The sequence below is a fragment of the Kribbella capetownensis genome (genome assembly GCF_004331485.1).
Lineage (GTDB): Bacteria > Actinomycetota > Actinomycetes > Propionibacteriales > Kribbellaceae > Kribbella > Kribbella capetownensis.
Genome location: NZ_SJKD01000007.1, coordinates 94,910 through 121,014 on the forward strand (window position 1 = coordinate 94,910; position 26,105 = coordinate 121,014).

A 26,105-nucleotide genomic window follows, 5' to 3' on the forward strand; every position below is an offset into this window, starting at 1 on the left:
TAGTGCACACGCCGGATCGCCGAGTGACCCCGAGTTGGGCTGTGATCATGGTGCACTGCGGGTGTCCAAGACAACTCTGGGCACAACTCTGGGGCCGAGCTTCTGGGGATCACACGTCGGCGTCCGGCCGATGGTTCAGCGGGGACGGGAGGTGGATGGTGGCCAAGCAGACGGCCGGCGATATCACGCTGCACGAGGGCACGGCGACGGAGCCGCTGCGGCCGTGGCTGCCCGCGGACCTGCTCGACAACGCGGCCCGGACCATCTCCGACAACAAGACGATCATGCTCGGCCTCCCGGTCCTGGCAGCCCTCGCACTGATCGCGGTCCAGGCCGTGCTGACGGAGGTCGCCGTACCTGGCGGTCTAGGTGGGTTCTTCGGGTCCGATGACCCGTTCCAGCAGGCCGGTGCGGCGTTGCTGCTCACGTACGGCGTCCAGCTGGTCCTGTTCACCGTGGTGTCGAGCATGATGGCCGGGATCATCGCTCTCGCCGCCGTGCGAAGCCAGTTGGCGCATCGCGTCGGCCCGCGCGAGTTGCTGCGCCTGGTCCGGCCGTCGCTGCCCGCGCTGGCAGCTGTTGGGCTGCTGCAGTCGCTGTCGTTCGTCGTCCTGATCGCCGGTTGGGGTCTGGCGGTGTTCGGTATCGGCTCCGGCACGGACGCCGCGATCTCGTCCGACGTGGCCGGTGCGGTGGCCGTGGTGCTGGTGCTGGTCGGCGCTGTGCTCGTGCTGATCTTCGGCATCCGCCTGGTGCTGGCCGGGACCGTCGTACTGATGGAGGGGCGGCATGCGCCCGACATCGGCCTCTACATCCCTGTCAGGGTGGGGATCTGGGGTTCGCTGAAGCGTTCCTGGCGGCTGGTGAAAGGCAAGTTCTGGCGGGTGTTCGGCATCCTGCTGTTCGCCGGTCTGGTGGTCAACATCGTCGGGTACGCCTTGCAGTTCGGGGTGACCACGCTGGTGCTCACGGTCGGCTCTTGGGCCGACAGCAGCGACGGCACCGGCGCGACGGTAGCCGCTGTGGTGATCGGTGTGGCGGCGGGTGTCGCGACCGCGATGACGCTGATCGCCAGCCTGGCCTTCATGTCTGCCGTCCAGGCCCTGATCTACCTGGATCTGCGGGTCCGGCGAGAGGGCCTCGACCTGTGGATGCGTCCGGTCCTGCGGCCAGGAGGTACGCCGTGATCGCTGTGTTCCTCGAGGAACCGCCGGTGGACATCGGTCGGGACCAGGCGGCTGCCGAGGCGGCCCAGGAGTTGTCGAAGTCGGCGTACCGGCAGTCCGGCGGCTCATTGATCGAGAAGGCGCTCAACAAGGTCATGCAGTGGATCGGCGACATGCTGGACAGCCTCAGCGGTTCCTCCCCGAACGGCCACGCTGGTCTGGTCATGCTGATCGTCCTGCTCGCGCTTATCGTCGTCGTGGTGCTGTGGCGGGCCGGCGTACTCCGGACCAGTCATCGGGAGAAGCAGACGGTCTTCGACACCTCGAGACCGCGCACTGCGGCCGAGTACCGCGCTCAGGCGGAGCGGGAGGCGGCGTCCGGCGACTTCGCCCACGCCATCCGCAGCCGCTTCCGTGCCTGCGTGGCAGAACTGACCGAGCGCACGATCCTGGACGATCGCGCCGGGCGGACGGCGTACGAGGTGGTTGCCGACGCCGGACGCGCGACACCGGCGTTGCGGGAGCCACTGCAGCCGGCGGCGCTCGCGTTCACCGAGGTTGTCTACGGCAACCGTCCGGGCACACCGCAGCGGTACGCCGCAGTCGTCGCCGCCGACGACGCTGCCCGGACTGCTCGGGTCATGGTGAGTGGATGAGTACTGCGGTCGGGCGGAGCGCTGGGGAGAGTTGGCGGGCCTTGCGGACGCCGCTGCTGGTGACCGGAGTAATCGTGCTGGCGGCGATCGTTGTACTGATCGCCACGACCGCACGGACTTCCGGGCCGTTCAGCCCGGACTCCACCGAGCCGGAGGGAGCGCGGGCGCTGGCGACGCTGCTGGGCAACCACGGCGTGAAGGTGACCGGCACCGACGTACTGGACGACGCCGTCCAGCCAGGCAGCGGCAAGACGCTGCTCATCGGCCCGGAGGGCCAGCTCGACCGCGACGACTGGCAGCGGATCGCAGACGCCGGCTGGAGCCATGTGGTCCTGATCCGCCCCGGCACCAGAGCGCTGGAGGTCCTGGCACCGGGTGTGGAGGACAACGGACAGATCCTGGCCTCGGACAGCCGTCAGCCGAACTGCGAGCTGCCGGCCGCGGTGAAGGCCGGCACGGTGACCGTCGGCGGGTCGACGTACTCCGCACCGGACGGCGCGCAGGCGTGCTACGGCGACGGCATCAACAACACGGTGATCCGGGTGGAGTCGGCCGGCCGGATCGTCGACGTCGTGGGAACCACCCGCTCGTTCACCAACGAGCAGCTCGCCGACGACGGCAACGCGGCCCTGGCGCTCAACCTGATCGGCACCGACCGGGAGCTGACCTGGTACCTGCCGCAGTGGGAGTCGAGCGGGTTCGGCGACGACGACGAGGACAGCCCTCCACTGGTCCCGCCGGACATCCGCTACATCGGGTGGGCGCTGGCCTTCGCCGTACTCGTGGTGGCGTTGTGGCGGGGCCGACGGCTCGGCCCGGTGGTCGCGGAGCGGTTGCCGGTCATCGTGCACGCTGCCGAGACCACAGAGGGCCGGGCGCGGCTGTATCGACGCTCACGAGCCAGGGACCGCGCTGCGGCCGCACTGCGCGAGTCGGCGCTCGGCAAGCTCCACAAGGCGCACGGCATCCCCCGGCGGGCCGATCCGTCGGCTGTCGTGGCGACAGTGGCGGCCCGCACCGGCCGGGACCCGGCGATGCTGTACGAACTCCTCTACGGCCTCCCACCGCTCAGCGACGCCGCTCTGATGTCTTTGTCCCATGAACTCGACGTACTGACGCAGGAGGTACGACACCCGTGACGACTACCGAGGTCAGCGCCGACCAGGCCAGGCAGGCGCTGGTCGCGCTGCGGACCGAGATCGGCAAGGCGGTGGTCGGTCAGGACACCGCAGTGACCGCACTGGTACTCGCCCTGCTCTGCCGCGGCCACGTGCTGCTGGAGGGCGTGCCCGGTACGGCGAAGACGCTGATGGTGCGCGCGTTGTCGATGGCGATGCGGCTGGACACCAAGCGGGTGCAGTTCACGCCGGACCTGATGCCCGGTGACGTGACCGGATCGCTCGTGTACGACGCGAAGAGCAGCGAGTTCGAGTTCCGGCCGGGTCCGGTGTTCACCAACATCATGCTGGCCGACGAGATCAACCGGACCCCGCCGAAGACGCAGGCGGCGTTGCTGGAGGCAATGGAGGAGCGGCAGGTCACCGTCGACGGCGTACCGCGGCTGCTGCCGGTGCCGTTCGTCGTCGCCGCGACGCAGAACCCGATCGAGTACGAGGGCACGTACCCGTTGCCCGAGGCCCAGTTGGACCGGTTCCTGCTGAAGGTGACGCTCGACATCCCGCCGCGCGACGCGGAGATCGCCGTACTCGCTCGGCATGCCCAAGGCTTCGACCCACGTGATCTGGCTGCTGCCGGTCTGCGCCCGGTGGCTGGGCCGGAGGACCTCGCCGCCGGACAGGCCGCCGTACGCCGGGTCTCGGTCCGGGAGGACGTACTCGCGTACGTCGTGGACCTGTGCCGGGCGACGCGGCAGTCGCCATCACTGCAGCTCGGGGTGTCGCCGCGAGGCGCTACCGCCCTGCTGGCCGTGTCCAGGGCGTGGGCGTGGCTGTCCGGTCGGGACTACGTGATTCCGGACGATGTGAAGGCGATGGCACGTCCTTGCCTTCGGCATCGGGTCCAGGTGCGGCCGGAGGCCGAGCTCGAGGGTGTCAGCGCGGACGCGGTGCTGGAGAGCGTCCTGGCGACCGTACCGGTGCCCCGATAGCTCATGGTGCTCACCTACAGGGCCGCTCTGCTGGCCGCCGCCGGGGTCGTCTTCGTCGCTCTGGCGCTGCCGAGCTGGGGTGGCGTCGGTCTGGTCGTCGCGGTCGTCGTTGTGGTGTGCGTGGTGGTGTGCGTGGTGGACCTGCTGCTGGCCGGCTCGCCTCGGCGACTGCAGTTGAGCCGCGAGGGCGACACCGCCGTACGGCTGGGTGAGCACGCTGCTGTGAATCTGCTGGTGGCCAATCCGGGTCGTCGGGTGCGTGGTTTGCTGCGTGACGCATGGGCGCCGTCGGCCGGCGTACTGGACCCGCCGCACAAGCTGAACCTGCCGCATGGCGAACGGCGACGGCTGACGACCAATCTGCTGCCGACGCGGCGCGGGGACCGGCAGGCGGATCGGGTGACGATCAGATCGATCGGTCCGCTCGGTTTCGCCGGCCGGCAAGGGTCTCATCGGGTGCCGTGGACGGTGCGGGCGTTGCCGCCGTTCAAGAGCCGCAAGCACCTGCCGTCGCGGCTGGCGCGGTTGCGGGAGCTGGACGGGCGGACCGCTCTGCTTGTGCGGGGTCAGGGCACCGAGTTCGACTCACTGCGCGACTACGTGCCGGGTGACGACGTACGCAGCATCGACTGGCGTGCCACGGCCCGTCGCGGCAACGTCGTACTGCGGACCTGGCGACCGGAGCGCGATCGCCAGGTCGCCATCGTGATCGACTCAGGCCGGATGTCGGCCGGACGGGTCGGCGACGCGCCGCGGCTCGACCACGCGATGGATGCCGCGCTCCTGCTGGCCGCGCTCGCGACCCGCGCCGGTGACCGGGTTTCCTTGCTGGCTTGCGATTCCGCGGTCCGGGCCGACGTACGACGCCCCGCGCCGGAGGACGTGCTGCCGTCGTTCGTGAACGCTTTGGCGAACGTCGAGGCCGAGCTCGTCCAGACCGACTTCCGCGTCGTCGTCTCGCAGGTGCTCGAACGGCTCGGCCAACGTTCCCTCGTCGTACTGCTGACCGGTTTGGACCCCGCGGTGATCGAGGAGTCCCTCCTCCCCGTCATCGGCCCGCTGCTGCGCCGCCACGTGATCGTCCTCGCGTCGGTCGCCGACCCCCGCCTCACCGAGCTCGAGTCCACCCGCTCCGACCTCCTCGAGGTCTACGGCGCCGCCTCCGCCGCCCGCACCCGCCTCGACCGCGAACGCGTAACCGCCGTCCTCACCCGAGCCGGCGTCACCGTCCTCGACGAAAACCCCGACACCATAGCCCCCGCCCTAGCCGACACCTACCTAGCTCTGAAGAAGGCCGGCCGCCTGTAGGTGGACAACGTCCGCATGGACGGCTAGGCGAGGGCTTGTTCGAAGGCTTGGCGGTTGGTTGTGGTGAAGGCGTGTTCGCGGTGGGACCAGGCGATGCGCTCAGCCCGTTGGTGGTCGGTGACCTCGACGGTTGTTTCGGTCCAGAAGCGGGCGTTGCGCAGCTGGCGGTCCAGAATGGCGTCGACCACGGCATCGCGCTGGGACCCGGCGAGGCCGTACGCGTCGACGAGGACTTTCACCTGTCCTGGTTGGGTTTCCAGCGGTTCTTTCGACGCGACGCACCAGGTCCAGGCCGCGTAGCCGATGTCCTCCAAGGGACTGCCCGGTTCGGCCATGTCGAAGTCGATCAGGGCCGCCGGCAGCTCGTCGCGAAAGATGACGTTGTTCGGGCCTGGATCGTGGTGACAGACCACCTCGTGATCGCCTGCGAGGCGGCTGCCGCGGGTGGCGTCATGGAACGCGCGCAGCAACCTGCCGAACGCAGCGACCTGGGTGTCGGTCCATTGCTGGAATCTGACCGGCACCTGCCCGTCGAGGTACGTCAGGATGTCTCGTCCCGCGTCGTCCTGGCCCAGGTACCTCGGCGCCTGCTCGAACCCTCTCTGCTCGAGCAGGCGCAGCAACTCCACCACGAACTCCGATCGCAGCGAGGTGGGTCGCCGTACTGTGTCGCCGATCTGGACGACGCCCGGAGTGATCCGGCCGCCGCTGAGTGGACGTTCGCTCACAGCTGGGTCGGGCGGGCTTGGAGGAAGGTCCAGTGGTGGCCTTCGAGGTCTTCGGCGTCGTAGGAGCGGTAGCCGTGCTGGTGGATGTCGGAGAGGATCTTGGCGCCGTTGGATTGGGCCCGGGCGAAGTGGGCGTCGAGGTCGTCGACGTACACCCAGACGTCGTGGTCGGCTGCTGGCGCGGCCTGGTCGGTGCGCTTGAAGAGGAGTACTGCGGCGGAGCCGACGTGGAGTTCGATCCAGGACGGGGGCTGTCCCTCGGGCGGGATCTTGTCCCACGAGTCGAGGCCGAAGACGGTGTGCAGCCAGCGCGCTGCCGCGGCCGGATCCTCGTAGTACAAGGCGATCGCGAGCCGGTCGAGCTCACGCGGCGTACGCGGAGCCGAGTCGCGGCGGGCCACCCAGGCAGGCAGCCAGTGCAGGACGTTCGGCCAGACGAAGGCCGTGTCGGCGCCCTCCGCGAGGAGATACTGTACGACGGTGACGCGGGTGCCACCATCGATCGGGTCGAACCCGACCCGGGTCTCGACATCCTCGGCAGGGTTGCGATACGCGAACGCCGTACCGGGCTCCCAGACCGTGATCCGGCCGGACTCGAGGACATCGTCCGGGCCGTAGACCTCGAGGAAGCGCCCACCGACCCCCGGCTCGATCCGCAACTCGAGCAGCCGGGCGGAGTCCATGAAGTTGATCGGCCCGCGCACCCACCACAGATCGATCTCCTCGGTGAACACCTTGAATGCGGTCGCCGGGTCGACGGCCACCTCGACTGATGCCGTGGCGGATTGCTCGGTCACGATGACTCCTTCTGCTCGACGTGGCGTTTGAAGGACCCCAGTTGGTCGCGCCAGTGCGCCTGGACCTGGTCCAGCCAGGCCTGTACGGCGACCACGGGCTCAGGGTTGAGCCGGAAGATCCGGACCCGCGCGTCGTCGGGTCCGCGCTCGTCGGCCACCAGACCGGCCGCCAGCAGGATGCGCAAGTGCCGACTCATCGCCGGCGACGACGAGCCGGTGGCAGTGGCGAGCTGCCCGGCACGCTGCGGTCCGTCGCCCAGCAGCCGCACGACCTGCCGACGGGTCGGATCGGCCAGCACCTCGAAGAACCGATCAACCTGATCTTCCGCCATCCCGCAATAGTTGCCCGATCTGTTAACTATTGTCAACCTCTGGAAGGAAGCCGACGGCCACCTCGTCCGAGCCAACGGTGACACCGAGGTCTGATCCCGTGCGAGCGGACAGGTAGTACCGGCCCACCGGGTAGTGCACCTGAGCGGGACCGCCTCATGTGGACGGTGTTTCGCAGGTGCACTACCTGTCCGTATGCACACATCTGCCGGCCCGAGCAGGACTGTGCGGCGGCACGGGGTCAGGCAGTGGTGGGGACCGGGGCCAGGTGGCAGGCGACCTGAGGGTCGGCGGTGGCGGTGAGGGTGGGGAGGGGGGTGGTGCGGCAGGCCTCGGCGTCTTGGGTGGCGGCGAACAGTTGGCAGCGGGGGTGGAAGCGGCAGCCGGTGGGGATTCGGGTGGGGTCGGGCGGTTCGCCGGTGAGGACGATGCGTTCTGGGGACTCGGGGAGGACTGACAGGAGGGCTTGGGTGTAGGGGTGCTGGGGATTGGTCAGGACGTCCTCGGTCGGGCCGGACTCGACGATGCGGCCGAGGTACATGACGGCGACCCGGTCCGCGATGTTCCAGGCGAGGCCCAGATCGTGCGTGACCACCAGCGCGGCCAACCCGAGGTCGTCCCGGAGCCGGAGCAGAAGCGACAGGATCTCGCCGCGCACGGATGCGTCCAGCGACGCGACCGGCTCGTCGGCGATCAGCACCTTGGGACTGAGCGCCAGCGCACCGGCGATCACCACGCGCTGCCGTTGACCGCCGGACAACTCGTGCGGATAGCGCAGGAAGAACCGTTCCGGCGGCCGCAGCCCCGCGCGCGACAACGCATCCGCGACGACCTTCTCCTCGTCCGGCAGTCCGTGGATCCGCGGCCCTTCGGCGACCGCCTCGTACACGGTCTGTCGCGGATTCAGCGACCCCATCGGATCCTGCAGCACCAACTGCACCTGCCGCCGAAACGCCCGCAGCCGACGCCCCGTGTAGCTCAGCGGCGTCCCGTCGTACGAGACCTGGCCGGAGGTCGGCCGTTCGAGTCCGAGCAAGGTACGGGCGAGTGTCGTCTTGCCGCACCCGGATTCGCCCACCAGCGCAACGATCTCGCCCGGCGCAACGGTCAGGTTCACACCGTCCACCGCTCGCGCCCGCCGGCCACCACGACCGCCGAACTCGACCCTGACATCAGTTGCCTCTAGCAAGACTCCTCCCCACCAACAGACACGCTGCCGTCCGTCCAGGACCCACGTCCCGCAGGTCCACAGGAGCTGTCGAGCAGTCGTCGATCGCCACCGGGCACCGCGGATGGAACGCACACCCACCGGGCAACTGCTGCGGATCCGGAGGATCGCCCGCCAGCCCGCGCGGCGCGAGCCGCGACGCCGGATCACCAACCGTCGGGAAGGCAGCCGCCAGCGCCTGGCTGTACGGATGCCGGAAGTCCGCCGACGCCGGACCCGCCTCGACCAGCCGACCGGCGTACATGATCGCCAACCGGTCGCACACGTCAGCCAGTACGGACAGGTCGTGCGAGATCATCAGCAGCGAGATGTCGTGCTCGGCGATCAACTTCCGGATCAACGTCAGCACCTGCGCCTGCACCATCAGATCCAGCGCGGTCGTCGGTTCGTCGGCGATGATCAGCCGCGGCGAACAGGCCAGCGCCATCGCGATCATGACTCGTTGCCGTTGGCCACCACTGAGCTCGTGCGGATAGCTCCGAGCCCGCCACGTCGGTAGCCCGACCTGTTCCAGCAGCTCCCGCACCCGCATCGAAGCCTCGGAAGGCGTCGCCAAGTTGTGCACGAGCAAGGGCTCGGCGATCTGGTCACCGATCCGCTGCACCGGATTCAAACCGTGCTGCGCCCCCTGGAACACGATCGACGCCTCAGACCAACGAACGGCCCGCAGCCGACCCCATTTCATCGCCAGCACGTCCTCGCCGTCCAGCAGGATCCGCCCGTCGACCCGCGCCGACCGCGGCAGCAACCGCAGCAACGCCATCGCCACCGACGACTTGCCGGATCCCGACTCACCGGCCAGCCCGACAGCCTCCCCCGCCTCCAGCGACAACGACACTCCGCGTACGGCGGGAACGTCGCCGGCGGCGATGCGATACGTGACCGACACCTCGTCCAACTCGAGCAGGCTCATCACGCCGCCCTCGTCCGCAGCCGGGGATTGAGCACGGACTCCAAAGCCCTTCCACACAAGGTGAAGGCCATCACCACGAGCACGATGCACAGACCCGGCAACAAGATGTACCACCAGGCACCCGCAGTGGCCGCACCCCAGTCGTAGGAACCGCGCAACATCGTCCCCCACGAGGTCTTGTTCGCACTGACACCGAGGAACGCCAGCGTCGACTCGGTCACGATCGCGCTCGCCACCTCCAGCGTCGTACTTGCCAGCAGCAACGGCGCGACGTTCGGGAACACATGCCGGGTGGTGATGTGCCAGTGCCCGGCACCGAGAGCGAGCGACCGTTCGATGTACGGCCGTGCCTCGACCGCCAGCGTCTGCGCCCGGATCAGCCGGGCCGTCGACGGCCACGACGTCACGCCGATCGCGACGATGATGGTCGCCGTACTGCCGCCGAGGATCGCGGCCAGCACCAGCGCGGTGACCAGCGACGGAAGCACCAGGAACCAGTCGGTGATGCGCAGGATGATCGCGCCGACCCAGCCCCGGAAATGCCCGGCCGCGATGCCGAACGTGGTCCCGATCACCATGCTGAGCAGCGCGGCCAGGAACCCGATCAGCAGCGAGGTCCGAGAGCCCCACCAGATCATCAGCAGCACCGACCGCCCGGACTCGTCGGTCCCGAGTGGGTCGTCGATACTCGGCGGCGCCATCTTCGCGCGGGTCCCGCTGACCACGTTCGTCACGCCCGCGTCGATGAACAGCGGCGCGATCAACGCGAGCACCACCGCGACCAGCAGGATGGCGAGCCCCACCATTCCGGCCCTGTGCATCCGGAACTCCGACCAGAACCGCTGCAACGCCCGCTGCCGCCGGACCCACGTCACGCTGCTCATCCACGTCCTCGCTTCGCTCCGGGCGCGGATGAGACACAAGATGCGCTGTGCTTGATGATGAACTCGCTTCGCTCGTTCATGCCGACCTCACCCTCGGGTCAAGGACGTGGTAGACGACGTCCGCCAGCGTGTTCATCACGATCACCGACACCGTGATCAGCAGGAACGTGCCCTGCATCAACGTGAAGTCCGGCACCCGGATCGCGTCGTAGAACAACTGCCCGAGCCCCGGCCAACTGAAGATCGCCTCGACCGTCACCGCACCCCCGACCACGAATCCGATCCGCATGAACACCAGCGTCACCGTCGGCAGCAACGCGTTCGGTACGGCGTGCCTCCGCCGGATGTCGTCGTCGCGCAACCCCTTCGCCCGCGCCGTGGTGATGTAGTCCTGCCCGACCTCGTCCAGCACCGACGACCGCATCACCAGCAGGTACTGCGCGTACACGACCGCGACCATGGTCAGACACGGCAACACCATGTGCTGGGCGACGTCGAGCACGTACCCGAGACCGCCCGGCGCGTCCACACTCGAGATACCGCGGGTCGGGAAGACGCCCGGGACCGGCCCGATGCCGGCCGCGAACACCATCAGGAGCAGCAGCCCGAGCCAGAACGTCGGCACCGACCACAGCACCAGCGAGATCGCGGTGGAGAACTTGTCGAACCGGCTGCCCGGCTTCCACCCGGCCCGGGCGCCCTGCCAGATCCCGAGGCTGACCGCCATCACCAGCGCAGTCCCGGTCAGCAGCAGGGTCGAGCCGATCCGCTCACCGATCAGATCGATCACCGGCCGCTTGTACTCGTAGGAGGTCCCGAGGTCGAACTGCAGCGTCTGCTTGACGAAATGCACGAACTGCTCGGGGATCGACTTGTCCAGACCGAGCCGGGCCCGTTCGAGATCGAGTTGCTCCGGCGTCATGTTGCGGCCCTGGGCGAGTGCCCGCACCGGATCGCCGGGCAGCAACCGGAACAGGAAGAACGTCGCGACGATCACCATCGCGATGCTGAGCAGGGCCCCGCCCGCCTTGGCCGCCGCGTACCGCAGCAGACCGTAGCGGGCCGGGCTCTCCTCCAGAGCCTCGACGGCCGGTTGGGTGACCGTCATTCGCGCTCGTCGGCGACGTCCTGGCGGCGGCGCATCATCACGAAGGCGCCCAGGGCAACCACCACGGCACCACCCGCGACACCACCGATGATGCCGGCAAGCTCTCCACCGCTGATCCCGTCCTCACCACCGTCCGGGGTGACCGTGTCGACCGTGTAGAACGGCCAGTAGCCGCTGCCGCCGTACAGCAGGCCGTTGTCCTCCGGGATCGGCGTGATGCTGGCGATCCGGTCCTTGCGGTAGCCCTCGAGGTCGTTCGGGTAGTAGAGCGCGATCACCGGAGCGTCGGTGTAGAGCCGCTCCTCCATCTTCTTGATGATCGCGGCGCGCTTCGGCCGGTCGAGCTCCTTCTGCTGCTGCAGGTACAGGTCCTCGTACTGCGGGTCGCAGTAGAACGACTCGGTCCCGCCGCCCTGGCCGGACGCGGTCGGACGCCGGCTGCACAGGTGCGTACCGAGGACCTCCTCCGGGTCCGGGTTGACCGACCAGCCGCTGATCGCGATGTCGAACAGCGCGGTGACGCCGGTCTCCTCGGTGAACTTGGTGGAGTCGAGCCGCTTGGTGCTCAGGCCGATGCCGATCTCCTTGAACCAGCCGGTCAGGTACTCGGCCAGCTTGTCCTCGATCGGGGTGTCGGTGTGGATGCTGAACCGGAACTGCAGCTTGCGCGACCCGTCCGGCATCGTCCGGATGCCGTCCGGCCCCTTCTTGTAACCCGCGTCGTCGAGGATCTTGTTGGCCTTGGCAACGTCGTACGTCACCTTCTCGTCGCCACTGGCCGCCCAGAAGAAGTCCTTGTACAGCGGCGGGATGATCGAGCCGTCGGCCGGCTTGGCCAGCCCGTTCTGTACCTCGTCGACCAGCTTCTGCTTGTCGATCGCGTAGTGCAGCGCGGTCCGCACCCGCACGTCCTTCAGTGCCGGATGACCGTCACCGATCGGCTTGTTGTCCGTGGTGGTCGCGCCGTGGTTGATCTGCAGGTACGACGCCCGCCGGCCCTGGGTGTTCCACTGGACGATGTTGGCATCGCCCTTGATCGCCTCGAAGTCCGGCGGGTTCAGCCGGCCGATCAGGTCGATGTCGCCCTTCTTCAGGCCGACGATCGCGGCGGCCGGGTTGTCGTAGAAGATCACCTGCAGTTCGTCGATCTTCGGCCGGCCGCGCCAGTAGTCCGGGTTCGCCTCGAGCCGGACGAACTGGTCCTTCTTGTACTCCACCGCCTTGTACGGACCGCTGCCGACGGTCGGGAACTCGTCGGCCTCGTACTTCGAGATGTCCTTGACCTTCTCCCAGATGTGCTTGGGCATGATCGGGACCGGGTTGTCCAGCATCGACGCCTGCGGGGTCTTCAGCTTGATCGTCAGCTCCTGGCCGTTCGCGGTCACGCTGGCGAAGTTGGCCACCGCCGGACCGTTGCCGAACTTGGCGGCGTCGTCGGTAATCATCTTGTTGAACGTCCAGGCCGCGTCGTCGGCGGTGATCGGCTGCCCGTCGGACCACTTCGCCGGCCGGATCGTGAAGGTCCAGGTCAGCCCGTCCGGCGACGTCTTCCAGGACTCGGCCAGATCCGGGCTGGGCTGCAGCGTCTTCGAGTCCGGCACGGTCAGGAAGCCGTACATCAACCGCTGGATCGCCCCGGTCACCAGCCGTACGGCCAGGAACGGGTTCATCGAGTCGACCGACTGGGTGACCCCGACCTTCACGACCTTCTTCGCCGGCTCGGCGGCCTGCGCCGTGCCGGGAGACACCACCAGCAGACCCAGCGCCGCGATCGCTGCGAACAGCTTCCTCATCCGCCCCACCTTCCACCCTGCGTGTTGGTTTGGTGACGAAACCACACCAGCAAGCGCTCTCCTGTCAACGAGGTGCGGAAATTTGTCACACATCTGTTTCCAGAAGTCGTAATCATTTTCCACTTGACTACACGATCGTGTAGGAGTTTGCTCTTGTGTGTAGCGAGAGGAGCACCATGGACCGTCCGATCGACGACCTGACCGCCCGAGCCCGGATCCGGGACGCGGCCGTCCGCCTGTTCGGTGAGCGCGGCATCGAGGGCGCGAGCATCCGCGACATCGCGGCGGAGGCCGGCGTCTCGTCCGGGCTGGTGCGGCATCACTTCGGGTCGAAGGAGGCGCTGCGCGACGCCTGCGACGAGTACGCGAAGGAACGGATGCTGGAGGTCGGCGAGGAGCTCGCCGACGCGGGTGGGGTCGCTGCGCTCGACCCGGCAACCCTGCATCCGCGGGTGTTTCCGCTGCAGCTGTACCTGGTCCGCTCGATGATGGACGGCTCGGAGACGGCGACCGCACTGTTCCTCGGCGCCGTCGACAGCATCGAGGAGTGGTCCACCGCCTACGGCATCCACCCCACCGACCGGCGGGCCTACGCGGCCGCGATGGCCGCGATCAAGCTGAGCGTCTTCGTCTTCCGCGACCAGGTCTCGAAGGCGCTGGGCGAGGACATCACCACGCCGGCCGGGTACGCGCGGATCGGCCAGGGGCTGATGGAGATCTTCACCATCCCCCTGATCACTGAAGAACAAGCCGAACAACTACGGAAGAGATCTGAGGAGAACTGATCATGCCGGCTGCGATCAGCACGGAAGGTCTGGTCAAGACATTCGGGCGGACCCGGGCCCTGGACGGCCTCGACCTCACGGTGCGAACCGGTGAGGTGCACGGCTTCCTCGGCCCCAACGGCGCGGGGAAGACCACCACGATCCGGATCCTGCTCGGGATGACCCGGGCAAGCTCCGGTACCGCACGGCTCCTGGACAGCGATCCGTGGTCGGACGCCACCGACCTGCACAAGCGGCTCGCCTATGTCCCCGGCGACGTGACCCTGTGGCCGAACCTGTCCGGCGGCGAGGCGATCGACCTGCTCGGCCGGATGCGCGGCGGGCTGGACAAGAAGCGCAAGGCCGACCTGCTCGAGCGATTCGACCTCGACCCGCGCAAGAAGGCCCGCACCTATTCGAAGGGCAACCGGCAGAAGGTCGCGCTGGTCGCGGCGCTCGCCTCAGACGTCGAGCTGCTGCTGCTCGACGAGCCCACCTCGGGCCTGGACCCCTTGATGGAGGAAGTGTTCCGCGAGGTCGTCCAGGAGGTCACTGACCGGGACGGCCGGACGGTCCTGCTGTCCAGCCACATCCTGTCCGAGGTCGAGGCACTCTGCGACCGGGTCACGATCATCCGGGCCGGTCGTGCCGTCGAGAGCGGCACCCTGTCCGAGCTGCGGCACCTGACCCGGACGTCGATCCGGGCCGAGCTGGCCGGCGCGATGAACGGACTCGCCCAGCTCGACGGCATCCACGACCTGCGCGTCGAGGACGGCCTGGTCCGGTTCGACGTCGACACCGACGAGATCAACCCGGTACTGCGCCGGCTGACGGAGATCGGCGTACGGAGTCTGGTCAGTCAGCCGCCGTCGCTCGAGGAGCTGTTCCTGCGGCTGTACGAACCGGAGGCGGCGAAATGAAGACCCTCGCCGGCACCGGCGGTCTGATCCGGCTGATCCTGCGCCGGGACCGGATCATCCTGCCGATCTGGATCGTGGTGTTGTGCGCGATCCCGATGAGCTACGTCAAGCAGTACGGCGACCTGTTCCCGACCGCGCAGTCGCGGCTCGACTACGCGAACAACGCCGGCTTCATCACCTTGTACGGCGAACTGTCCGGGACGAGTCTCGGTGAGTTCGTCACCTGGCGGCTGGGATTCGTACCGGTGATGGTCGGGCTGATCAGTCTGCTCACGGTGATCCGGCACACCCGCGTCGAGGAGGAGACCGGGCGCAGCGAGCTGCTCGGCTCGAGCGTCGTCGGCCGGCACGCGGGACTCGCAGCCGCCCTGCTGTCGACGTTCGGTGCGAACCTGGTGCTCGCCGTACTGCTTGCCCTGGGCATGCACAGCCAGGACCTGCCATGGTCCGGATCCGTTGCCATCGGCGCCGAATTTGCCACCACCGGCTGGTTCTTCGCCGCAGTCGGTGCTGTCGCCGCGCAGCTGTCCGCCAACGCCGGGACGTCGCGCGGTATCGCGATCAGTGTGCTCGGGGCGGCGTACGTACTGCGGGCTGTGGGTGACACGAGTGCACATACGGACGGCCCGCTGGCTTGCCTGTCCTGGTTGTCGCCGATCGCCTGGGCGCAACGCATCCACCCGTACGGCGAGAACCGATGGTGGCTGGCCGTGGTGATGCTCGCGGCAACCGCCGTACTCGTTGCCGTCGCCATCAATCTCGCCGTACGGCGGGACGTCGGTGCCGGACTCTTGCCGGCCCGACTGGGACCGGCCGAGGGCAGTCTGGGTTCGCCATTGGGACTGGCCTGGCGGTTGCACCGTGGGTTGCTGGCGGCGTGGACGGTCGGATTCGCCTTGCTGGGCTTGCTGTTCGGCGGTGTGGCCGAAGGGGTCGGCGACATCCTGCGTGACGAGCCGAAGGCCAAGGAGATGTTCGAGCGGCTCGGTGGTTCGGCCGGGTTGATCGACTCGTTCTTCGCCGGGGTGATGACGATCCTCGGGTTGATCGCGTCCGCGTACGCCGTCCAGGCGACGCTGCGGTTGCGGGCGGAGGAGACGAGTGGACGGGCCGAGCCGGTGCTCGCCACCGCGACCGGGCGAGTGCGGTGGGCTGGTAGTCACCTGCTGTTCGGCGTGCTCGGTCCGGCGCTTGCTCTGTTCGCCTCCGGGCTCACCGCGGGACTCGCTTATGGGTTGGCGGTTGACGACGTCGGCAAGCAGATTCCCCGGCTGATCGGTGCGTCCCTGGGGCAACTGCCCGCCGTGTGGTTGCTGGCTGCGATCGCGCTCGCGATCTTCGGTCTCTTCCCGCGCATCTCTCCAGCGGCGTGGGCCGGTCCCGGCATCTGCATCCTGATCGGCTTCACCAACGCCGGCGTCCAACTCGCCGACTGGACGAACGACATTTCCCCGTTCACCCACCTCCCGCGCCTCCCCGGCGGATCCCTCTCAGCCACCCCACTGATCGTCCTGCTGGCGATCACTGTCGTCGTCGGCTGCATCGGCCTGGCCGGCTGGCGCCGCCGAGACGTACCGATCGGCTAGTGAACGGTGGCTGATCACTTGCGGGCGTTGCGGGACCAGATGAAGGCGTAGAGGGCGAAGGCGGCCAGGCCGAGCGCGAGGATGGTCAGCAGGACCGGGCCGAAGGGCTGGTCCTTGACCGTGCGGAGTGCGGTGTCGAGGCCGCCGGCCTTCTGCGGGTCGTAGTCGATCGCGGCCCAGGCGAAGAGGATGCCGACGACCACGAACACGATGCCCTTGGCGGCGTACCCGATCCGGCCGAGCAGGATGGTCGTGTCGGAGACTCCGCCGACCAGGTCCTCGGTGAACTTCTTCGTCACCGCCTTGTACAGCTGGTGTACGCCGACCGCCACGATGCCGACACCGATCGCGATGATCAGCGCCCGTCCGGCGCCGTTTCCCATCAGCCGGGCGCTCATGGTGCGCGACTGCCCGGCGCTGGATCCGCCCGAGCCCATCGCGATCTTCACCGCGCTCACTCCGAGCACCAGGTAGACGATCGCGCGTCCCACCGACGTCGCGGTCCGGGAGAGGTCCAGGTGGCCGAACGCGATGTCGAGGGCACGCCAGATCACCAGCGCGAACAGGCCGATCGCGACGATCCACAGCAGTACGCCGCCGAGCGGTTTGCCGGCCAGTTCCTGCAGCGCGCCCTGCTGGGACGCCTCCTCCGACGACTTGCCCCAGGCGAGTTGCAGCGCGATCCACGCGATCAGCAGGTACACCACGCCGTACGCGATCAACCCGACGGTGATCGCCACGCCGTACCACTGGCTCGTCCTGACTTCCTGGGCAGTCTTCACCCGACTCCGGTGCCCACGGGCAAACGGTCAGGCCGAGACGGGCGCGGCGGCCTCGCGGTCGGCTTCGTCGATATCGCCGTACTCGCCGGAGCGGGCGGCGCGGCGGCCGAGGGTCCAGACGTAGACGAAGAAGCCGAGCTCGGCCACGATGCCGATCGTGATCCGGACCGGGCCGGGGAGGAACGGCGTGACGAACGCTTCGATCACCCCGGTGACCAGCAGGATCGCGGCCAGGCCGATGGCCATCCCAACGGTCGCGCGACCGGTCTGGGCGAGTGCCTGCATCCGGGTCCGCGCGCCGGGCACGATCCAGGACCAGCCGAGCCGCAGGCCGGCCGCGGTCGCGACGAAGACCGTGGTCAGCTCGAGCAGGCCGTGCGGCGTGATCAGGCTGAAGAACAGGCCGCCCCGGTCGTGGCTGATCATCAGCCCGGCACTGACGCCGAGGTTGAGCGCGTTGTCCCAGAGGATGAAGACGGACGGGATCAGGAAGATGCCGAGCGCGAGCACGGCGGCGCTGATGGTCGCGTTGTTGATCCAGACCCGCAGTGCGAAGTCCCGGGCCGGGTTCTCCGAGTAGTACGACTCGAAGTCGTGGTCGACGAGTTGCTGGATCTGGTCCGGCGTACCGATCGAGTCGACCACCTCGGGATGCGCGATGATCCGCCAGGCCGACCAGGCCACGACGACGTAGAAGATCAGGCCGATCGTGACCCACCAGCGTCTGGACGCGTAGAGCGCGGCCGGGAAGCTGACCAGGAAGTACTTCGAGATGTCGCGCCAGACGGGTGCTTGCGCGCCGGTCACGGCACCACGGGCGTCGGCGATCAAGCCGGACAGCCGTCCGATGGAGACTGGGTCGGCGCCGGCGGCCCGGAGCGCGGCCAGGTGCGTTCCGACACGCTGGTAGAGCGTGACCAGCTCCTCGGCCTCAGCGCCGCTCAGACGCCGCTGGCGACGCGTGAGGTAGGCCAGCCGGTCCCACTGCGGCTGGTGCACCGAGACGAACGCCTCGACGTCCACAGCGCACCTCCTCCCCTGACTGGCTCCTTGCGCTGGCAGACTAGCCGGACAAAGTGTCGGACACCGTGTCGAGACGGGAGGGGGCGACGGAGTGTCTCAACTGGTCACAGGGGAAGCGGTCGTCCTCCAGGTGCGGATCGCGCGGATGCCGACGCGGGCGCTGGCGTGTGCGATCGACGTACTCCTGCAGGTCATTGTGCTGAGCGTGCTGATCTCGCTGCTGGCCGGCTTCCTGATCGGTGGGGATGCGAGCGAGGCGCTCGCGGTGTCGCTGATCTTCATCGTGATCCTGCTGGTCGCGGTCGGCTACCGCGTCGTGATGGAGACGCTGACCCGCGGCCGCACGCTGGGCAAGATGGTGCTCGGGCTCAAGGTGGTCCGCGACGACGGCAGCTCGATCCGGTTCCGGCACGCGCTGGTGCGGACGCTGTTCTGGTTCTTCGTGGACTTCGCGCCGTGGTTCGCGGCCTGCCCGGGGATCGTGGCGAGCCTGATGAACAAGCAGGGCAAGCGGATCGGGGACATGGTGTCGGGCACCGTGGTGATCCGCGAGCGGCACCAGCCGATGACGTCGCCGCCGCTGTTCGTGGCCGGCCACCTGGTGCAGTGGGCGCAGTCGCTGGAGCTGTCCCGGCTGTCCGACAAGCTCGCCAACACCGCCCGGGACTACCTCGGGCGCTTCACCGAACTGCAGCCCGACGCTCGGATCGCACTGGGTGACGCGCTGGCCTACCGCGTCAGCCAGGTCACTGCACCCGCTCCACCCGTGCCAATGATCGCTCCGGCGTACCTGTCCGCCGTACTGGCCGAACGCCGTCGCCGAGAGCTGAACCGCCTGGCAACGGCCCGCCCCGCCCACACCGGTCCGTTCGCGCCACCCACGGCGTACGCGCCACCCAGCCCGTACGGCGTCCTGCCTCCGCCGGTGCCGGCTCCCCCTGGCCCCTTCGCCGTACCTCGGCCGGTCCTGGACGGACATCCCGCCGCAGTCAACGCGCAAGGCTGGGCAGCGCCCGGCAGCAACGAGTGGTCCTAGCCAACGAAAAGGCGCCCCGCCGGGTGGCGGGGCGCCTTTCGTGGGGATGGGGGGATCAGTAGCGGTAGTGCTCGGCCTTGTACGGGCCCTCGACCGGAACACCCAGGTAGTTCGCCTGCTCCTTGGAGAGCTCGGTCAGCTTGACGCCGAGGGCGTCGAGGTGGAGGCGGGCGACCATCTCGTCGAGGTGCTTGGGCAGCACGTACACCTCGGTCGGGTAGTCGGCCGTCTTCACGAACAGCTCGATCTGGGCCAGCACCTGGTTGGTGAACGAGTTCGACATCACGAACGACGGGTGGCCGGTCGCGTTGCCGAGGTTCAGCAGCCGGCCCTCGGACAAGACGATGATCGTGTGTCCGTCGGCGAAGCGGAACTCGTCGACCTGCGGCTTGATGTTGACCCGCTCGATGCCCGCGACCTTGTACAGGCCGGCCATGTCGATCTCGTTGTCGAAGTGGCCGATGTTGCCGACGATCGCCTGGTGCTTCATCGCGGCCATGTGGTCGGCGGTGACGACGTCCTTGTTGCCGGTGGTGGTGACGAAGATGTCGGCGATCCCGACCACGTCGTCCAGGGTGGTCACCTGGTAGCCGTCCATCGCGGCCTGCAGCGCGCAGATCGGGTCGATCTCGGTGACGATCACCCGGGCGCCCTGGCCGCGCAGCGACTCCGCACAGCCCTTGCCGACGTCGCCGTACCCGCAGACGACCGCGACCTTGCCGCCGATCAGTACGTCGGTGGCGCGGTTGATGCCGTCGATCAGCGAGTGCCGGCAGCCGTACTTGTTGTCGAACTTCGACTTGGTCACCGAGTCGTTCACGTTGATCGCCGGGAACAGCAGCGCGCCGGCCTTGTGCATCTCGTACAGCCGGTGCACGCCGGTGGTGGTCTCCTCGGTGACACCCTTGATGCCCTGGCCGATGGTGGTCCACAGCTGCGGCTCCTCGCGCAGCGTGCGGGTCAGCAGCGACAGCACGACGGCGTACTCCTCGGAGTCCGCGGTCGACGGGTCCGGTACGGCGCCGGCCTTCTCGAACTCGGTGCCCTTGTGGACGAGCATGGTGGCGTCGCCGCCGTCGTCCAGGATCATGTTCGGACCCTCTTCACCGGGCCACTTCAGGGCCTGCTCGGTGCACCACCAGTACTCCTCCAGCGTCTCGCCCTTCCAGGCGAACACCGGGACACCGGCCGGGGCGTCGGCCGAACCGTCCGGGCCGACGACGACCGCGGCGGCCGCGTGGTCCTGGGTCGAGAAGATGTTGCAGGAGACCCACCGCACCTCGGCGCCGAGCGCCGTCAGCGTCTCGATCAGCACCGCGGTCTGGATCGTCATGTGCAGCGAGCCCATGATCCGCGCGCCGGACAGCGGCTTGCTGTCGCCGTACTGCGCGCGCATCGCCATCAGGCCGGGCATCTCGTGCTCGGCCAGCCGGATCTCCTTGCGGCCGAACTCGGCCAGACCGAGGTCCGCCACCTTGTAATCGAACGTCATACCGTTCCCGCTCCCCTGAAGACTGTTGATTGCTTCCTGCGTGCCAGAGCCTAGAGGCCCGAACCCTACCGATTGATCGCCTGTGCCGCGTTTCTAACACCGAAATGTCAAGATTGTCCCCATGCGCATCACCGAGGCCGCCAAGCGGTTGGGCACGACCCCGCGGATGCTCCGGTACCGGGAGGCCCTCGGCCTGCTTCCCCGCTCACGCTCCGGGCAGACCGCACAACGCCAGTACGACGACCGTGACCTCGCCGCCGTCCAACTCGCCCTGGACCTCGAACGCCGGTACGACGTGACGCCGGCGGCCCTGGCGTTCGCCCTCAGAGCCCTGGCCGAACCGTCCGTCGCAGCCGACATCCGCAACCTCGGCTACCGCACCGGACGGCTCACCACACCGCCGACCCAGTCCCAGATCGACAGAGACCGAGCTCTGCGCTGGCTCGGCCGCTCCGGCGTACTCCCACCCAAACCCCGCTGACAGCCCGCCCATCTCACTGCCCCCCACGTTCATTTGAGGGGAGAACCCCTGAACTTGCTCGTTCTCCCCCCGAAATACGACCAAAGAAGGGTGCATCTGACGGGATATCCACTCAAATGGACGGGCGGACGGCGGTGCGTTCGGTCTCTCGGGTGGGCTCAGTGCGACGGTGCCTCGGGGACGGCGGGGCGCTCGTCGGGGACGTGGTTCTCCTCGTAGACGTCGGGCTCGAGGTAGATGTGGACGGCCATCGGCTCGGCGGCGCGGATGGCGCGCTCGGCGGCGTCGATGGTCTCGGCCACGACCGCGGCGTCGGTGGTCGGCTCGACACCGACCTTGGCGGCGACCAGGACCTCCTCCGGGCCGAGGTGCAGGGTCTTGATGTGGATCAGCCGCTGGACGCCGGAGGTGTTCTCGATCGCGTCGACGATCTTCTGCTGCGCCTCGCGGGTCGCGGACTCGCCGAGCAGCAGCGACTTCATCTCGATCGCGAGGAAGATCGCGACACAGACCAGCAACGCACCGATCGCCATCGAGCCCAGGCCGTCGAACACACCGTTGCCGGTGGCAAGCGTCAGGGAGACGCCGATCAGCGCCAGCACCAGGCCGGTCAGGGCGGCGAAGTCCTCCAGCAGGATCACCGGCAGCTCCGGCGCCCGCGCGTTGCGGATGAACCGCGGCCACGACACCGGCCCACGCAGCTTGTTCGCCTCGACGATCGCGGTCCGGAACGAGAACGACTCCATCACGATCGCGATCAGCAAGACGGCGACCGGCACCCACTTCCAGTGCTCGATCGGGTGCGGATCGTGCACCTTGTGGTAGCCCTCGTACAGCGCGAACAGGCCGCCGACGCTGAACAGCACGATCGCGACGATGAACGAGTAGACGTACCGCTCCCGGCCGAACCCGAACTGGTGCAGCTCGTCGGCTTCGCGCTGGGCCCGCTTCCCGCCGACCAGCAGCAGGACCTGGTTACCGGCGTCGGCGACCGAGTGGATCGCCTCGGCCAGCATCGAGGCCGACTGGGTCAGCCCCCACGCGGCGAACTTGGTGACGGCGATACCGGTGTTCGCCAGCAGCGCCGCGACGACGGCCTTGGTTCCGCCACCAGCCATGTTGTCCAGGTCCTCCGTATACAGTCAGTGGTTTCAGCGCGCGGACACGACGAACGCCGTGCCGGAACCACGCAAGATACAGGGTCCTTCGGGTCCCGAGGCGAACGCGGACTGACCGGCGGACAACGTCACATCCGACTCGGTGCCTGCGGCCCCTACTTCGACCGATCCGGCCACACAGCAGACGATCCGCGGACCGACGCCGGCCACCGTCCGTTCGCCGTCGTCCAGGTCGACCCTGTGGATGGCGAAGTACTCGGCACCGGTCTCGTACGTCGCCACGCCGTCAACCACCGGGGGCGCGGTGAGCACCGGATCGGTCAGCGGCTCGAAGTCGACCACTGACACCAGTTCCGGTACGTCGATGTGCTTGCTGGTCAGACCGCCGCGCAACACGTTGTCGGAGTTGGCCATCACCTCGAACCCGAACCCGGACAGGTACGCGTGCACGTTCCCGGCCGGCAGGTACACCGCCTCGAACCGCTCCAGCCGCACCCGGTTCAGCAGCAGCGCCGCGAGTACGCCGGGATCGTCCGGGAAGTCCGCGCAGAGTTTGGCCAGCGTCTCGCGCTCGATGGCGAACGCGTCCCCGGCGTACTGCGCACAGGCCTCACCGAGAGCCGAGACCAGCGGACGAATCGTGTCCCGGTCACTGCCCATGAACTGGGTGAAGCCGTCCTGGAGCTTGCCGTTGCGCAGCAGGCTGGTGAGCTCCTCGAACCCCACCGGCGCCAGCGCGTCCAGCAGCGCGACCGTCGCGTTGAGCGGCCGGAACCCGACCAGCGCCTCGAACCGCCCGAGCGCGATCAGGATCTCCGGCTTGGGCCACGCGTCCTTGTAGTTCCGGTCGGCCGCGTCCCGCGGAATGCCGGCGGCCTCGTCCCGTGCGTACCCGTCGATCGCCTGCTCCTGCGACGGGTGCGCCTGGATCGACAGTGGCTGCTCGGCGGCCAGCAGCTTGGCGAGGAACGGGAACCGCCCCTCGAACCGCTCGGCGGTCTCCGGCCCGAGTACGTCGGCCGGCCCGGCGGACACCACGTCGTACAGGGAATCGCCCCACGGCAGGACGGACGACGCGGACTCGTGCGCGCCCATCCACAGCTCCGCCTGCGGGCGGCCGTCCGGCTCCACGCCCATCAGCTCGGGGAGCGCCGTTCGCGAACCCCAGGCGTAGTCCCGGATGGTGTTCAGCAACGGCACTACCACGCTGGATCCTCCGCTGGGTTCCCTGGCTCGTCCGGGGCGGAGTCGATCGGAGTGCCGTAGCGACCCAGGCCGATACCCAGGTACGCCGCGGCGTAGCGGCCGTGCTGCGACAGAGCGGCGTACCGGGCGATGTCCGTGCCCTCGGCCTGCGTGACCACGTTGACCCGCACGTCGTGACGCGCTGCCTTGTCCTCCAGCTTGTGGCGGTGCTCGGTGACCCCGGGGTCGTCCGTGCCGTCGTCCAGGATGACCAGAGCGGGCCGCAGCTCCTCCGCCTTGTCGAACGGGTCGGCGAACAGGTCGCGCGGCGGCTGGTTCAGCACCGGCAGCAGGTGCCCGGCGTCAGCGGCCAGAGCGGGCCGGCCACTCGCCAGCCGGATCGCCTCGACCACTCGGCGTGCCGCCCGTGCGGCGAGGACTGATCCACCCCACACCAACGGCAGCGCGTCGGCCAGGACCAGCGCGAGGTCCTTCGCCGGGTTCGAGGCCACGTCGGTGTTGGGCGAGCACTCGATCGCGACGTCGTCCAGGATCGACGCGACCGACTTGGCGTCCACCACCGGACCGAGCTCCATCTGGTGCAGCCCCTGCAGTACGGCGACAGCCGAGGCCAGCTGGTCGTCGGACTGCGACGGCAGCCGGATGGCGTGCCGCGCGCCCGCGGACGCGCGTGCGACCGGGGAGTCCGGCGGGCAGGCGACCATCAGGCCGGTGCCACGTCGTTCTGCCTCGGAGGCGGCCGACTCTGCGTCGGAATCGGGGCCGACTCCACCGAGGACGATCACCAGGTCGAGCGGACCGGCCCAGCCGGGCAGGCCCGGACCGGGCCAGGCCACGAACGGCACCGGGCAGACCGGCTCCAGCACTGCACGGACCAGTCGAGCATCGCGGCCCGCGGCCAGCACCGCACGCGGCCGGAAGCCGTCGGTGTCGACCTTGGACAGGGCCTCCTCGGCCGCTTCCAGCTCGGCCCGGACGCGCGCACCGGCCATCGCCAGGCGCCGCAGCAGGTGATCGGTCGCCTGGAGCGCGGCCGGGTCGTCCAGCCGCGAGTCGTCGAAGGAGCTCATCAGCTGTCCGCGGATTCGGTGTCTCTCGTGTCCCGGGCCTCGTCGATCAGCAGCACCGGGATGTCGTCACGGACCGGGTAGGCCAGGGCGCAGGCGGCGTTCGTACAGACCAGTTCGTTCGCCTCGTCGTCCACGCGGAACTCCGAGCGGCACTTCGGGCAGACCAGGATGCTCAGCAGGTCCGGGTCCAGGTTGACAGCCATTCAGTTCTCCTCCACCGATGCACCGGTGATCAGGGCCAGTACTTCGTCACGGACGCGCTCCATCGTGGACCGGTCCGCGGCCTCGACGTTCAGCCGTAGCAGCGGTTCCGTGTTCGACGCACGGACGTTGAACCACCACTGTGGCGCCGACACGGTCAGACCGTCCAGATGGTCGACGGTAATGCCGGGCTTGTCGCCGAAGGTGTCCTCGATCGCCGCGGTGGTGGCCGCGGCGTCGTCGACCTTGTTGTTGAGCTCTCCGGACGCGACGTACCGCTCGTACTCGGCGAACAGCTCGCTGGCCGGCTTGTCCTGCTCACCGAGCGCGGCCAGCACGTGCAGCGCGGCCAGCATGCCGGTGTCGGCCCGCCAGAAGTCCCGGAAGTAGTAGTGCGCCGAGTGCTCGCCGCCGAACACGGCATCGGTCTCGGCCATCTTCTGCTTGATGTAGGAGTGCCCGACCCGGGCCCGGACCGGCGTCCCGCCGTGCTCGGTGATCAGCTCGGGCACGGCCCTGGAGGTGATCAGGTTGTGGATGACCGCCGAGCCCGGGTGCTTGGCCAGCTCCCGGACCGCGACCGCACCGGTGACCGCGCTCGGCGAGATCGGGTCGCCCTTCTCGTCGATGACGAAGCAGCGGTCCGCGTCGCCGTCGAAGGCGAGGCCGAGATCGGCGCCGGCCTCGCGGACCTTGGCCTGCAGGTCGACCAGGTTCTTCGGGTCCAGCGGGTTCGCCTCGTGGTTCGGGAAGTTGCCGTCCAGCTCGAAGTACAGCGGGATGATCCGCACCGGACCGGAGGCGAACACGGCCGGGACGGTGTAGCCGCCCATCCCGTTGCCGGCGTCGACGACGACCGTGAGCGGGCGGATGCCGCTGAGGTCGACCAGGTCGTTGAGGTGGTCGGCGTACGCCGTCAGCAGGTTCTTGCGGCTCACCTTGCCCGGCACGGCGACGGGCACCGGGCCCTCCGCGACGGTCTTGGCGACCAGGTCCGCGATGTCGCGCAGACCGGACTCCGTGCCGACTGGGGACGCGCCGGCACGGCACATCTTGATGCCGTTGTAGCGGGCCGGGTTGTGGCTGGCGGTGAACATCGCACCGGGCAGCTGGAGCCGGCCGGATGCGAAGTACAGCTGGTCGGTGGAGGCCAGGCCGATGTCGACCACGTCCGCGCCGGTGCTCGTCACGCCCTCAGCGAACGCGGCTGCCAGCGCCGGGCTGGACGGCCGCATGTCGTAGCCGACCACAACCGCCCCCGGGGACGCGAGGACGTCCAGGACCTCGACGAACGCCGCCCCGGTCGCCCGGGCCACCGACTCGTCCAGCTGGTCCGGGACGACCCCTCGTACGTCGTACGCCTTGAAGATCGCCGCAACGTCAACCATGCGTGGACCCTATCCGGCCC

26 protein-coding genes are annotated in these 26,105 nt (G+C 68.7%); 10 read left to right on the top strand and 16 right to left on the bottom strand.

Going from position 1 to position 26,105, the window contains the following annotated elements; translation table 11 throughout:
• Positions 1–155: 155 nt before the first annotated feature.
• The 5 genes from E0H75_RS28445 to E0H75_RS28465 are packed head-to-tail and all read left to right on the top strand — an operon-like array spanning position 156 to position 5,237.
• Positions 156–1,187 (top strand): hypothetical protein, encoded by a 1,032-nt coding sequence (locus tag E0H75_RS28445; RefSeq protein ID WP_131516748.1) that lies wholly within the window; start codon positions 156–158, stop codon positions 1,185–1,187.
• Positions 1,184–1,822: a DUF4129 domain-containing protein gene (locus E0H75_RS28450; protein WP_131516749.1), complete on the top strand. Its 639-nt coding sequence runs from the start codon at positions 1,184–1,186 to the stop codon at positions 1,820–1,822. The genes E0H75_RS28445 and E0H75_RS28450 overlap by 4 nt, the downstream gene beginning before the upstream one ends.
• Positions 1,819–2,961: a DUF4350 domain-containing protein gene (locus E0H75_RS28455; RefSeq protein WP_131516750.1), complete on the top strand. Its 1,143-nt coding sequence runs from the start codon at positions 1,819–1,821 to the stop codon at positions 2,959–2,961. Before E0H75_RS28450 ends, E0H75_RS28455 begins: the two co-directional genes overlap by 4 nt.
• Complete coding sequence (locus E0H75_RS28460; RefSeq protein WP_131516751.1) at positions 2,958–3,929, top strand: AAA family ATPase; 972 nt, start codon at positions 2,958–2,960, stop codon at positions 3,927–3,929. The genes E0H75_RS28455 and E0H75_RS28460 overlap by 4 nt, the downstream gene beginning before the upstream one ends.
• A 3-nt stretch (positions 3,930–3,932) precedes the next feature.
• Positions 3,933–5,237, top strand: a complete 1,305-nt coding sequence (locus E0H75_RS28465) for a DUF58 domain-containing protein (RefSeq protein WP_131516752.1) — start codon at positions 3,933–3,935, stop codon at positions 5,235–5,237.
• A 23-nt stretch (positions 5,238–5,260) separates the two neighbouring features.
• Here E0H75_RS28465 and E0H75_RS28470 read toward each other — a convergent pair whose 3' ends face one another.
• From E0H75_RS28470 to E0H75_RS28505, 8 genes are all read right to left on the bottom strand, one after another.
• Complete coding sequence (locus tag E0H75_RS28470; protein ID WP_131516753.1) at positions 5,261–5,965, bottom strand: aminoglycoside phosphotransferase family protein; 705 nt, start codon at positions 5,963–5,965, stop codon at positions 5,261–5,263.
• Complete coding sequence (locus tag E0H75_RS28475) at positions 5,962–6,762, bottom strand: VOC family protein (protein WP_131516754.1); 801 nt, start codon at positions 6,760–6,762, stop codon at positions 5,962–5,964. Before E0H75_RS28475 ends, E0H75_RS28470 begins: the two co-directional genes overlap by 4 nt.
• Positions 6,759–7,094 carry an ArsR/SmtB family transcription factor gene (locus E0H75_RS28480; RefSeq protein ID WP_131516755.1) on the bottom strand — a complete coding sequence of 112 codons (336 nt, stop codon included), beginning with the start codon at positions 7,092–7,094 and terminating at the stop codon, positions 6,759–6,761. Before E0H75_RS28480 ends, E0H75_RS28475 begins: the two co-directional genes overlap by 4 nt.
• A 239-nt stretch (positions 7,095–7,333) precedes the next feature.
• On the bottom strand, positions 7,334–8,281 hold the full coding sequence (locus E0H75_RS28485) for an ABC transporter ATP-binding protein (RefSeq protein ID WP_131516756.1): 948 nt from the start codon (positions 8,279–8,281) through the stop codon (positions 7,334–7,336).
• Positions 8,265–9,233, bottom strand: coding sequence for an ABC transporter ATP-binding protein (locus E0H75_RS28490; RefSeq protein WP_131516757.1), 969 nt, complete (start codon positions 9,231–9,233; stop codon positions 8,265–8,267). Before E0H75_RS28490 ends, E0H75_RS28485 begins: the two co-directional genes overlap by 17 nt.
• Positions 9,233–10,117, bottom strand: a complete 885-nt coding sequence (locus E0H75_RS28495; protein ID WP_131516758.1) for an ABC transporter permease — start codon at positions 10,115–10,117, stop codon at positions 9,233–9,235. Before E0H75_RS28495 ends, E0H75_RS28490 begins: the two co-directional genes overlap by 1 nt.
• Before the next feature lie 76 nt (positions 10,118–10,193).
• Positions 10,194–11,225 carry an ABC transporter permease gene (locus E0H75_RS28500; RefSeq protein ID WP_131516759.1) on the bottom strand — a complete coding sequence of 344 codons (1,032 nt, stop codon included), beginning with the start codon at positions 11,223–11,225 and terminating at the stop codon, positions 10,194–10,196.
• A complete protein-coding gene (locus E0H75_RS28505) occupies positions 11,222–13,018 on the bottom strand; it encodes an ABC transporter substrate-binding protein (protein WP_131516760.1) in 1,797 nt (598 codons plus the stop codon). Before E0H75_RS28505 ends, E0H75_RS28500 begins: the two co-directional genes overlap by 4 nt.
• Before the next feature lie 176 nt (positions 13,019–13,194).
• Here E0H75_RS28505 and E0H75_RS28510 point away from each other — a divergent pair, with 176 nt between their 5' ends.
• The 3 genes from E0H75_RS28510 to E0H75_RS28520 are packed head-to-tail and all read left to right on the top strand — an operon-like array spanning position 13,195 to position 16,288.
• On the top strand, positions 13,195–13,803 hold the full coding sequence (locus tag E0H75_RS28510) for a TetR/AcrR family transcriptional regulator (RefSeq protein WP_131516761.1): 609 nt from the start codon (positions 13,195–13,197) through the stop codon (positions 13,801–13,803).
• A gap of 2 nt (positions 13,804–13,805) precedes the next feature.
• On the top strand, positions 13,806–14,702 hold the full coding sequence (locus E0H75_RS28515; protein ID WP_131516762.1) for an ABC transporter ATP-binding protein: 897 nt from the start codon (positions 13,806–13,808) through the stop codon (positions 14,700–14,702).
• Positions 14,699–16,288 (top strand): ABC transporter permease, encoded by a 1,590-nt coding sequence (locus E0H75_RS28520; protein ID WP_131516763.1) that lies wholly within the window; start codon positions 14,699–14,701, stop codon positions 16,286–16,288. The genes E0H75_RS28515 and E0H75_RS28520 overlap by 4 nt, the downstream gene beginning before the upstream one ends.
• Before the next feature lie 14 nt (positions 16,289–16,302).
• Here the strand turns inward: E0H75_RS28520 and E0H75_RS28525 are convergent, their stop codons facing one another.
• Positions 16,303–17,070 (bottom strand): DUF1206 domain-containing protein, encoded by a 768-nt coding sequence (locus tag E0H75_RS28525; protein WP_131516764.1) that lies wholly within the window; start codon positions 17,068–17,070, stop codon positions 16,303–16,305.
• A 27-nt stretch (positions 17,071–17,097) separates the two neighbouring features.
• Positions 17,098–18,093, bottom strand: coding sequence for a stage II sporulation protein M (locus E0H75_RS28530; RefSeq protein ID WP_131516765.1), 996 nt, complete (start codon positions 18,091–18,093; stop codon positions 17,098–17,100).
• A gap of 91 nt (positions 18,094–18,184) precedes the next feature.
• On the opposite strand from E0H75_RS28530, the gene E0H75_RS28535 reads away from it, so the two are divergent.
• On the top strand, positions 18,185–19,129 hold the full coding sequence (locus E0H75_RS28535) for an RDD family protein (protein WP_238163330.1): 945 nt from the start codon (positions 18,185–18,187) through the stop codon (positions 19,127–19,129).
• 55 nt (positions 19,130–19,184) lie between these two features.
• Here E0H75_RS28535 and ahcY read toward each other — a convergent pair whose 3' ends face one another.
• Complete coding sequence (ahcY, locus tag E0H75_RS28540) at positions 19,185–20,621, bottom strand: adenosylhomocysteinase (protein ID WP_131516766.1); 1,437 nt, start codon at positions 20,619–20,621, stop codon at positions 19,185–19,187.
• Positions 20,622–20,742: 121 nt separating this feature from the next.
• On the opposite strand from ahcY, the gene E0H75_RS28545 reads away from it, so the two are divergent.
• Positions 20,743–21,102, top strand: coding sequence for a MerR family transcriptional regulator (locus E0H75_RS28545; RefSeq protein ID WP_131516767.1), 360 nt, complete (start codon positions 20,743–20,745; stop codon positions 21,100–21,102).
• A 158-nt stretch (positions 21,103–21,260) separates the two neighbouring features.
• Here E0H75_RS28545 and E0H75_RS28550 read toward each other — a convergent pair whose 3' ends face one another.
• The 5 genes from E0H75_RS28550 to E0H75_RS28570 are packed head-to-tail and all read right to left on the bottom strand — an operon-like array spanning position 21,261 to position 26,085.
• Positions 21,261–22,220 carry a cation diffusion facilitator family transporter gene (locus tag E0H75_RS28550; protein ID WP_131516768.1) on the bottom strand — a complete coding sequence of 320 codons (960 nt, stop codon included), beginning with the start codon at positions 22,218–22,220 and terminating at the stop codon, positions 21,261–21,263.
• Between the two features lie 33 nt (positions 22,221–22,253).
• Positions 22,254–23,426: a mannose-6-phosphate isomerase, class I gene (gene manA, locus E0H75_RS28555; RefSeq protein ID WP_131516769.1), complete on the bottom strand. Its 1,173-nt coding sequence runs from the start codon at positions 23,424–23,426 to the stop codon at positions 22,254–22,256.
• Complete coding sequence (locus E0H75_RS28560) at positions 23,420–24,496, bottom strand: SIS domain-containing protein (protein WP_131516770.1); 1,077 nt, start codon at positions 24,494–24,496, stop codon at positions 23,420–23,422. The genes manA and E0H75_RS28560 overlap by 7 nt, the downstream gene beginning before the upstream one ends.
• Positions 24,496–24,699 carry a Trm112 family protein gene (locus E0H75_RS28565; protein WP_131352674.1) on the bottom strand — a complete coding sequence of 68 codons (204 nt, stop codon included), beginning with the start codon at positions 24,697–24,699 and terminating at the stop codon, positions 24,496–24,498. The genes E0H75_RS28560 and E0H75_RS28565 overlap by 1 nt, the downstream gene beginning before the upstream one ends.
• Entirely contained in the window at positions 24,700–26,085 is a 1,386-nt protein-coding gene (locus tag E0H75_RS28570) for a phosphomannomutase/phosphoglucomutase (RefSeq protein ID WP_131516771.1), read from the bottom strand.
• Positions 26,086–26,105 lie beyond the last annotated feature (20 nt).

Coding starts and splice junctions, on each gene's coding strand:
- E0H75_RS28445 (WP_131516748.1), top strand. CDS start 156: ATGGTGGCCAAGCAGACGGCCGGCGATATCACGCTGCACGAGGGCACG.
- E0H75_RS28455 (WP_131516750.1), top strand. CDS start 1,819: ATGAGTACTGCGGTCGGGCGGAGCGCTGGGGAGAGTTGGCGGGCCTTG.
- E0H75_RS28465 (WP_131516752.1), top strand. CDS start 3,933: ATGGTGCTCACCTACAGGGCCGCTCTGCTGGCCGCCGCCGGGGTCGTC.
- E0H75_RS28480 (WP_131516755.1), bottom strand. CDS start 7,094: ATGGCGGAAGATCAGGTTGATCGGTTCTTCGAGGTGCTGGCCGATCCG.
- E0H75_RS28490 (WP_131516757.1), bottom strand. CDS start 9,233: ATGAGCCTGCTCGAGTTGGACGAGGTGTCGGTCACGTATCGCATCGCC.
- E0H75_RS28495 (WP_131516758.1), bottom strand. CDS start 10,117: ATGAGCAGCGTGACGTGGGTCCGGCGGCAGCGGGCGTTGCAGCGGTTC.
- E0H75_RS28500 (WP_131516759.1), bottom strand. CDS start 11,225: ATGACGGTCACCCAACCGGCCGTCGAGGCTCTGGAGGAGAGCCCGGCC.
- E0H75_RS28505 (WP_131516760.1), bottom strand. CDS start 13,018: ATGAGGAAGCTGTTCGCAGCGATCGCGGCGCTGGGTCTGCTGGTGGTG.
- E0H75_RS28510 (WP_131516761.1), top strand. CDS start 13,195: ATGGACCGTCCGATCGACGACCTGACCGCCCGAGCCCGGATCCGGGAC.
- E0H75_RS28515 (WP_131516762.1), top strand. CDS start 13,806: ATGCCGGCTGCGATCAGCACGGAAGGTCTGGTCAAGACATTCGGGCGG.
- E0H75_RS28520 (WP_131516763.1), top strand. CDS start 14,699: ATGAAGACCCTCGCCGGCACCGGCGGTCTGATCCGGCTGATCCTGCGC.
- ahcY (WP_131516766.1), bottom strand. CDS start 20,621: ATGACGTTCGATTACAAGGTGGCGGACCTCGGTCTGGCCGAGTTCGGC.
- E0H75_RS28545 (WP_131516767.1), top strand. CDS start 20,743: ATGCGCATCACCGAGGCCGCCAAGCGGTTGGGCACGACCCCGCGGATG.
- E0H75_RS28550 (WP_131516768.1), bottom strand. CDS start 22,220: ATGGCTGGTGGCGGAACCAAGGCCGTCGTCGCGGCGCTGCTGGCGAAC.
- E0H75_RS28560 (WP_131516770.1), bottom strand. CDS start 24,496: ATGAGCTCCTTCGACGACTCGCGGCTGGACGACCCGGCCGCGCTCCAG.
- E0H75_RS28565 (WP_131352674.1), bottom strand. CDS start 24,699: ATGGCTGTCAACCTGGACCCGGACCTGCTGAGCATCCTGGTCTGCCCG.
- E0H75_RS28570 (WP_131516771.1), bottom strand. CDS start 26,085: ATGGTTGACGTTGCGGCGATCTTCAAGGCGTACGACGTACGAGGGGTC.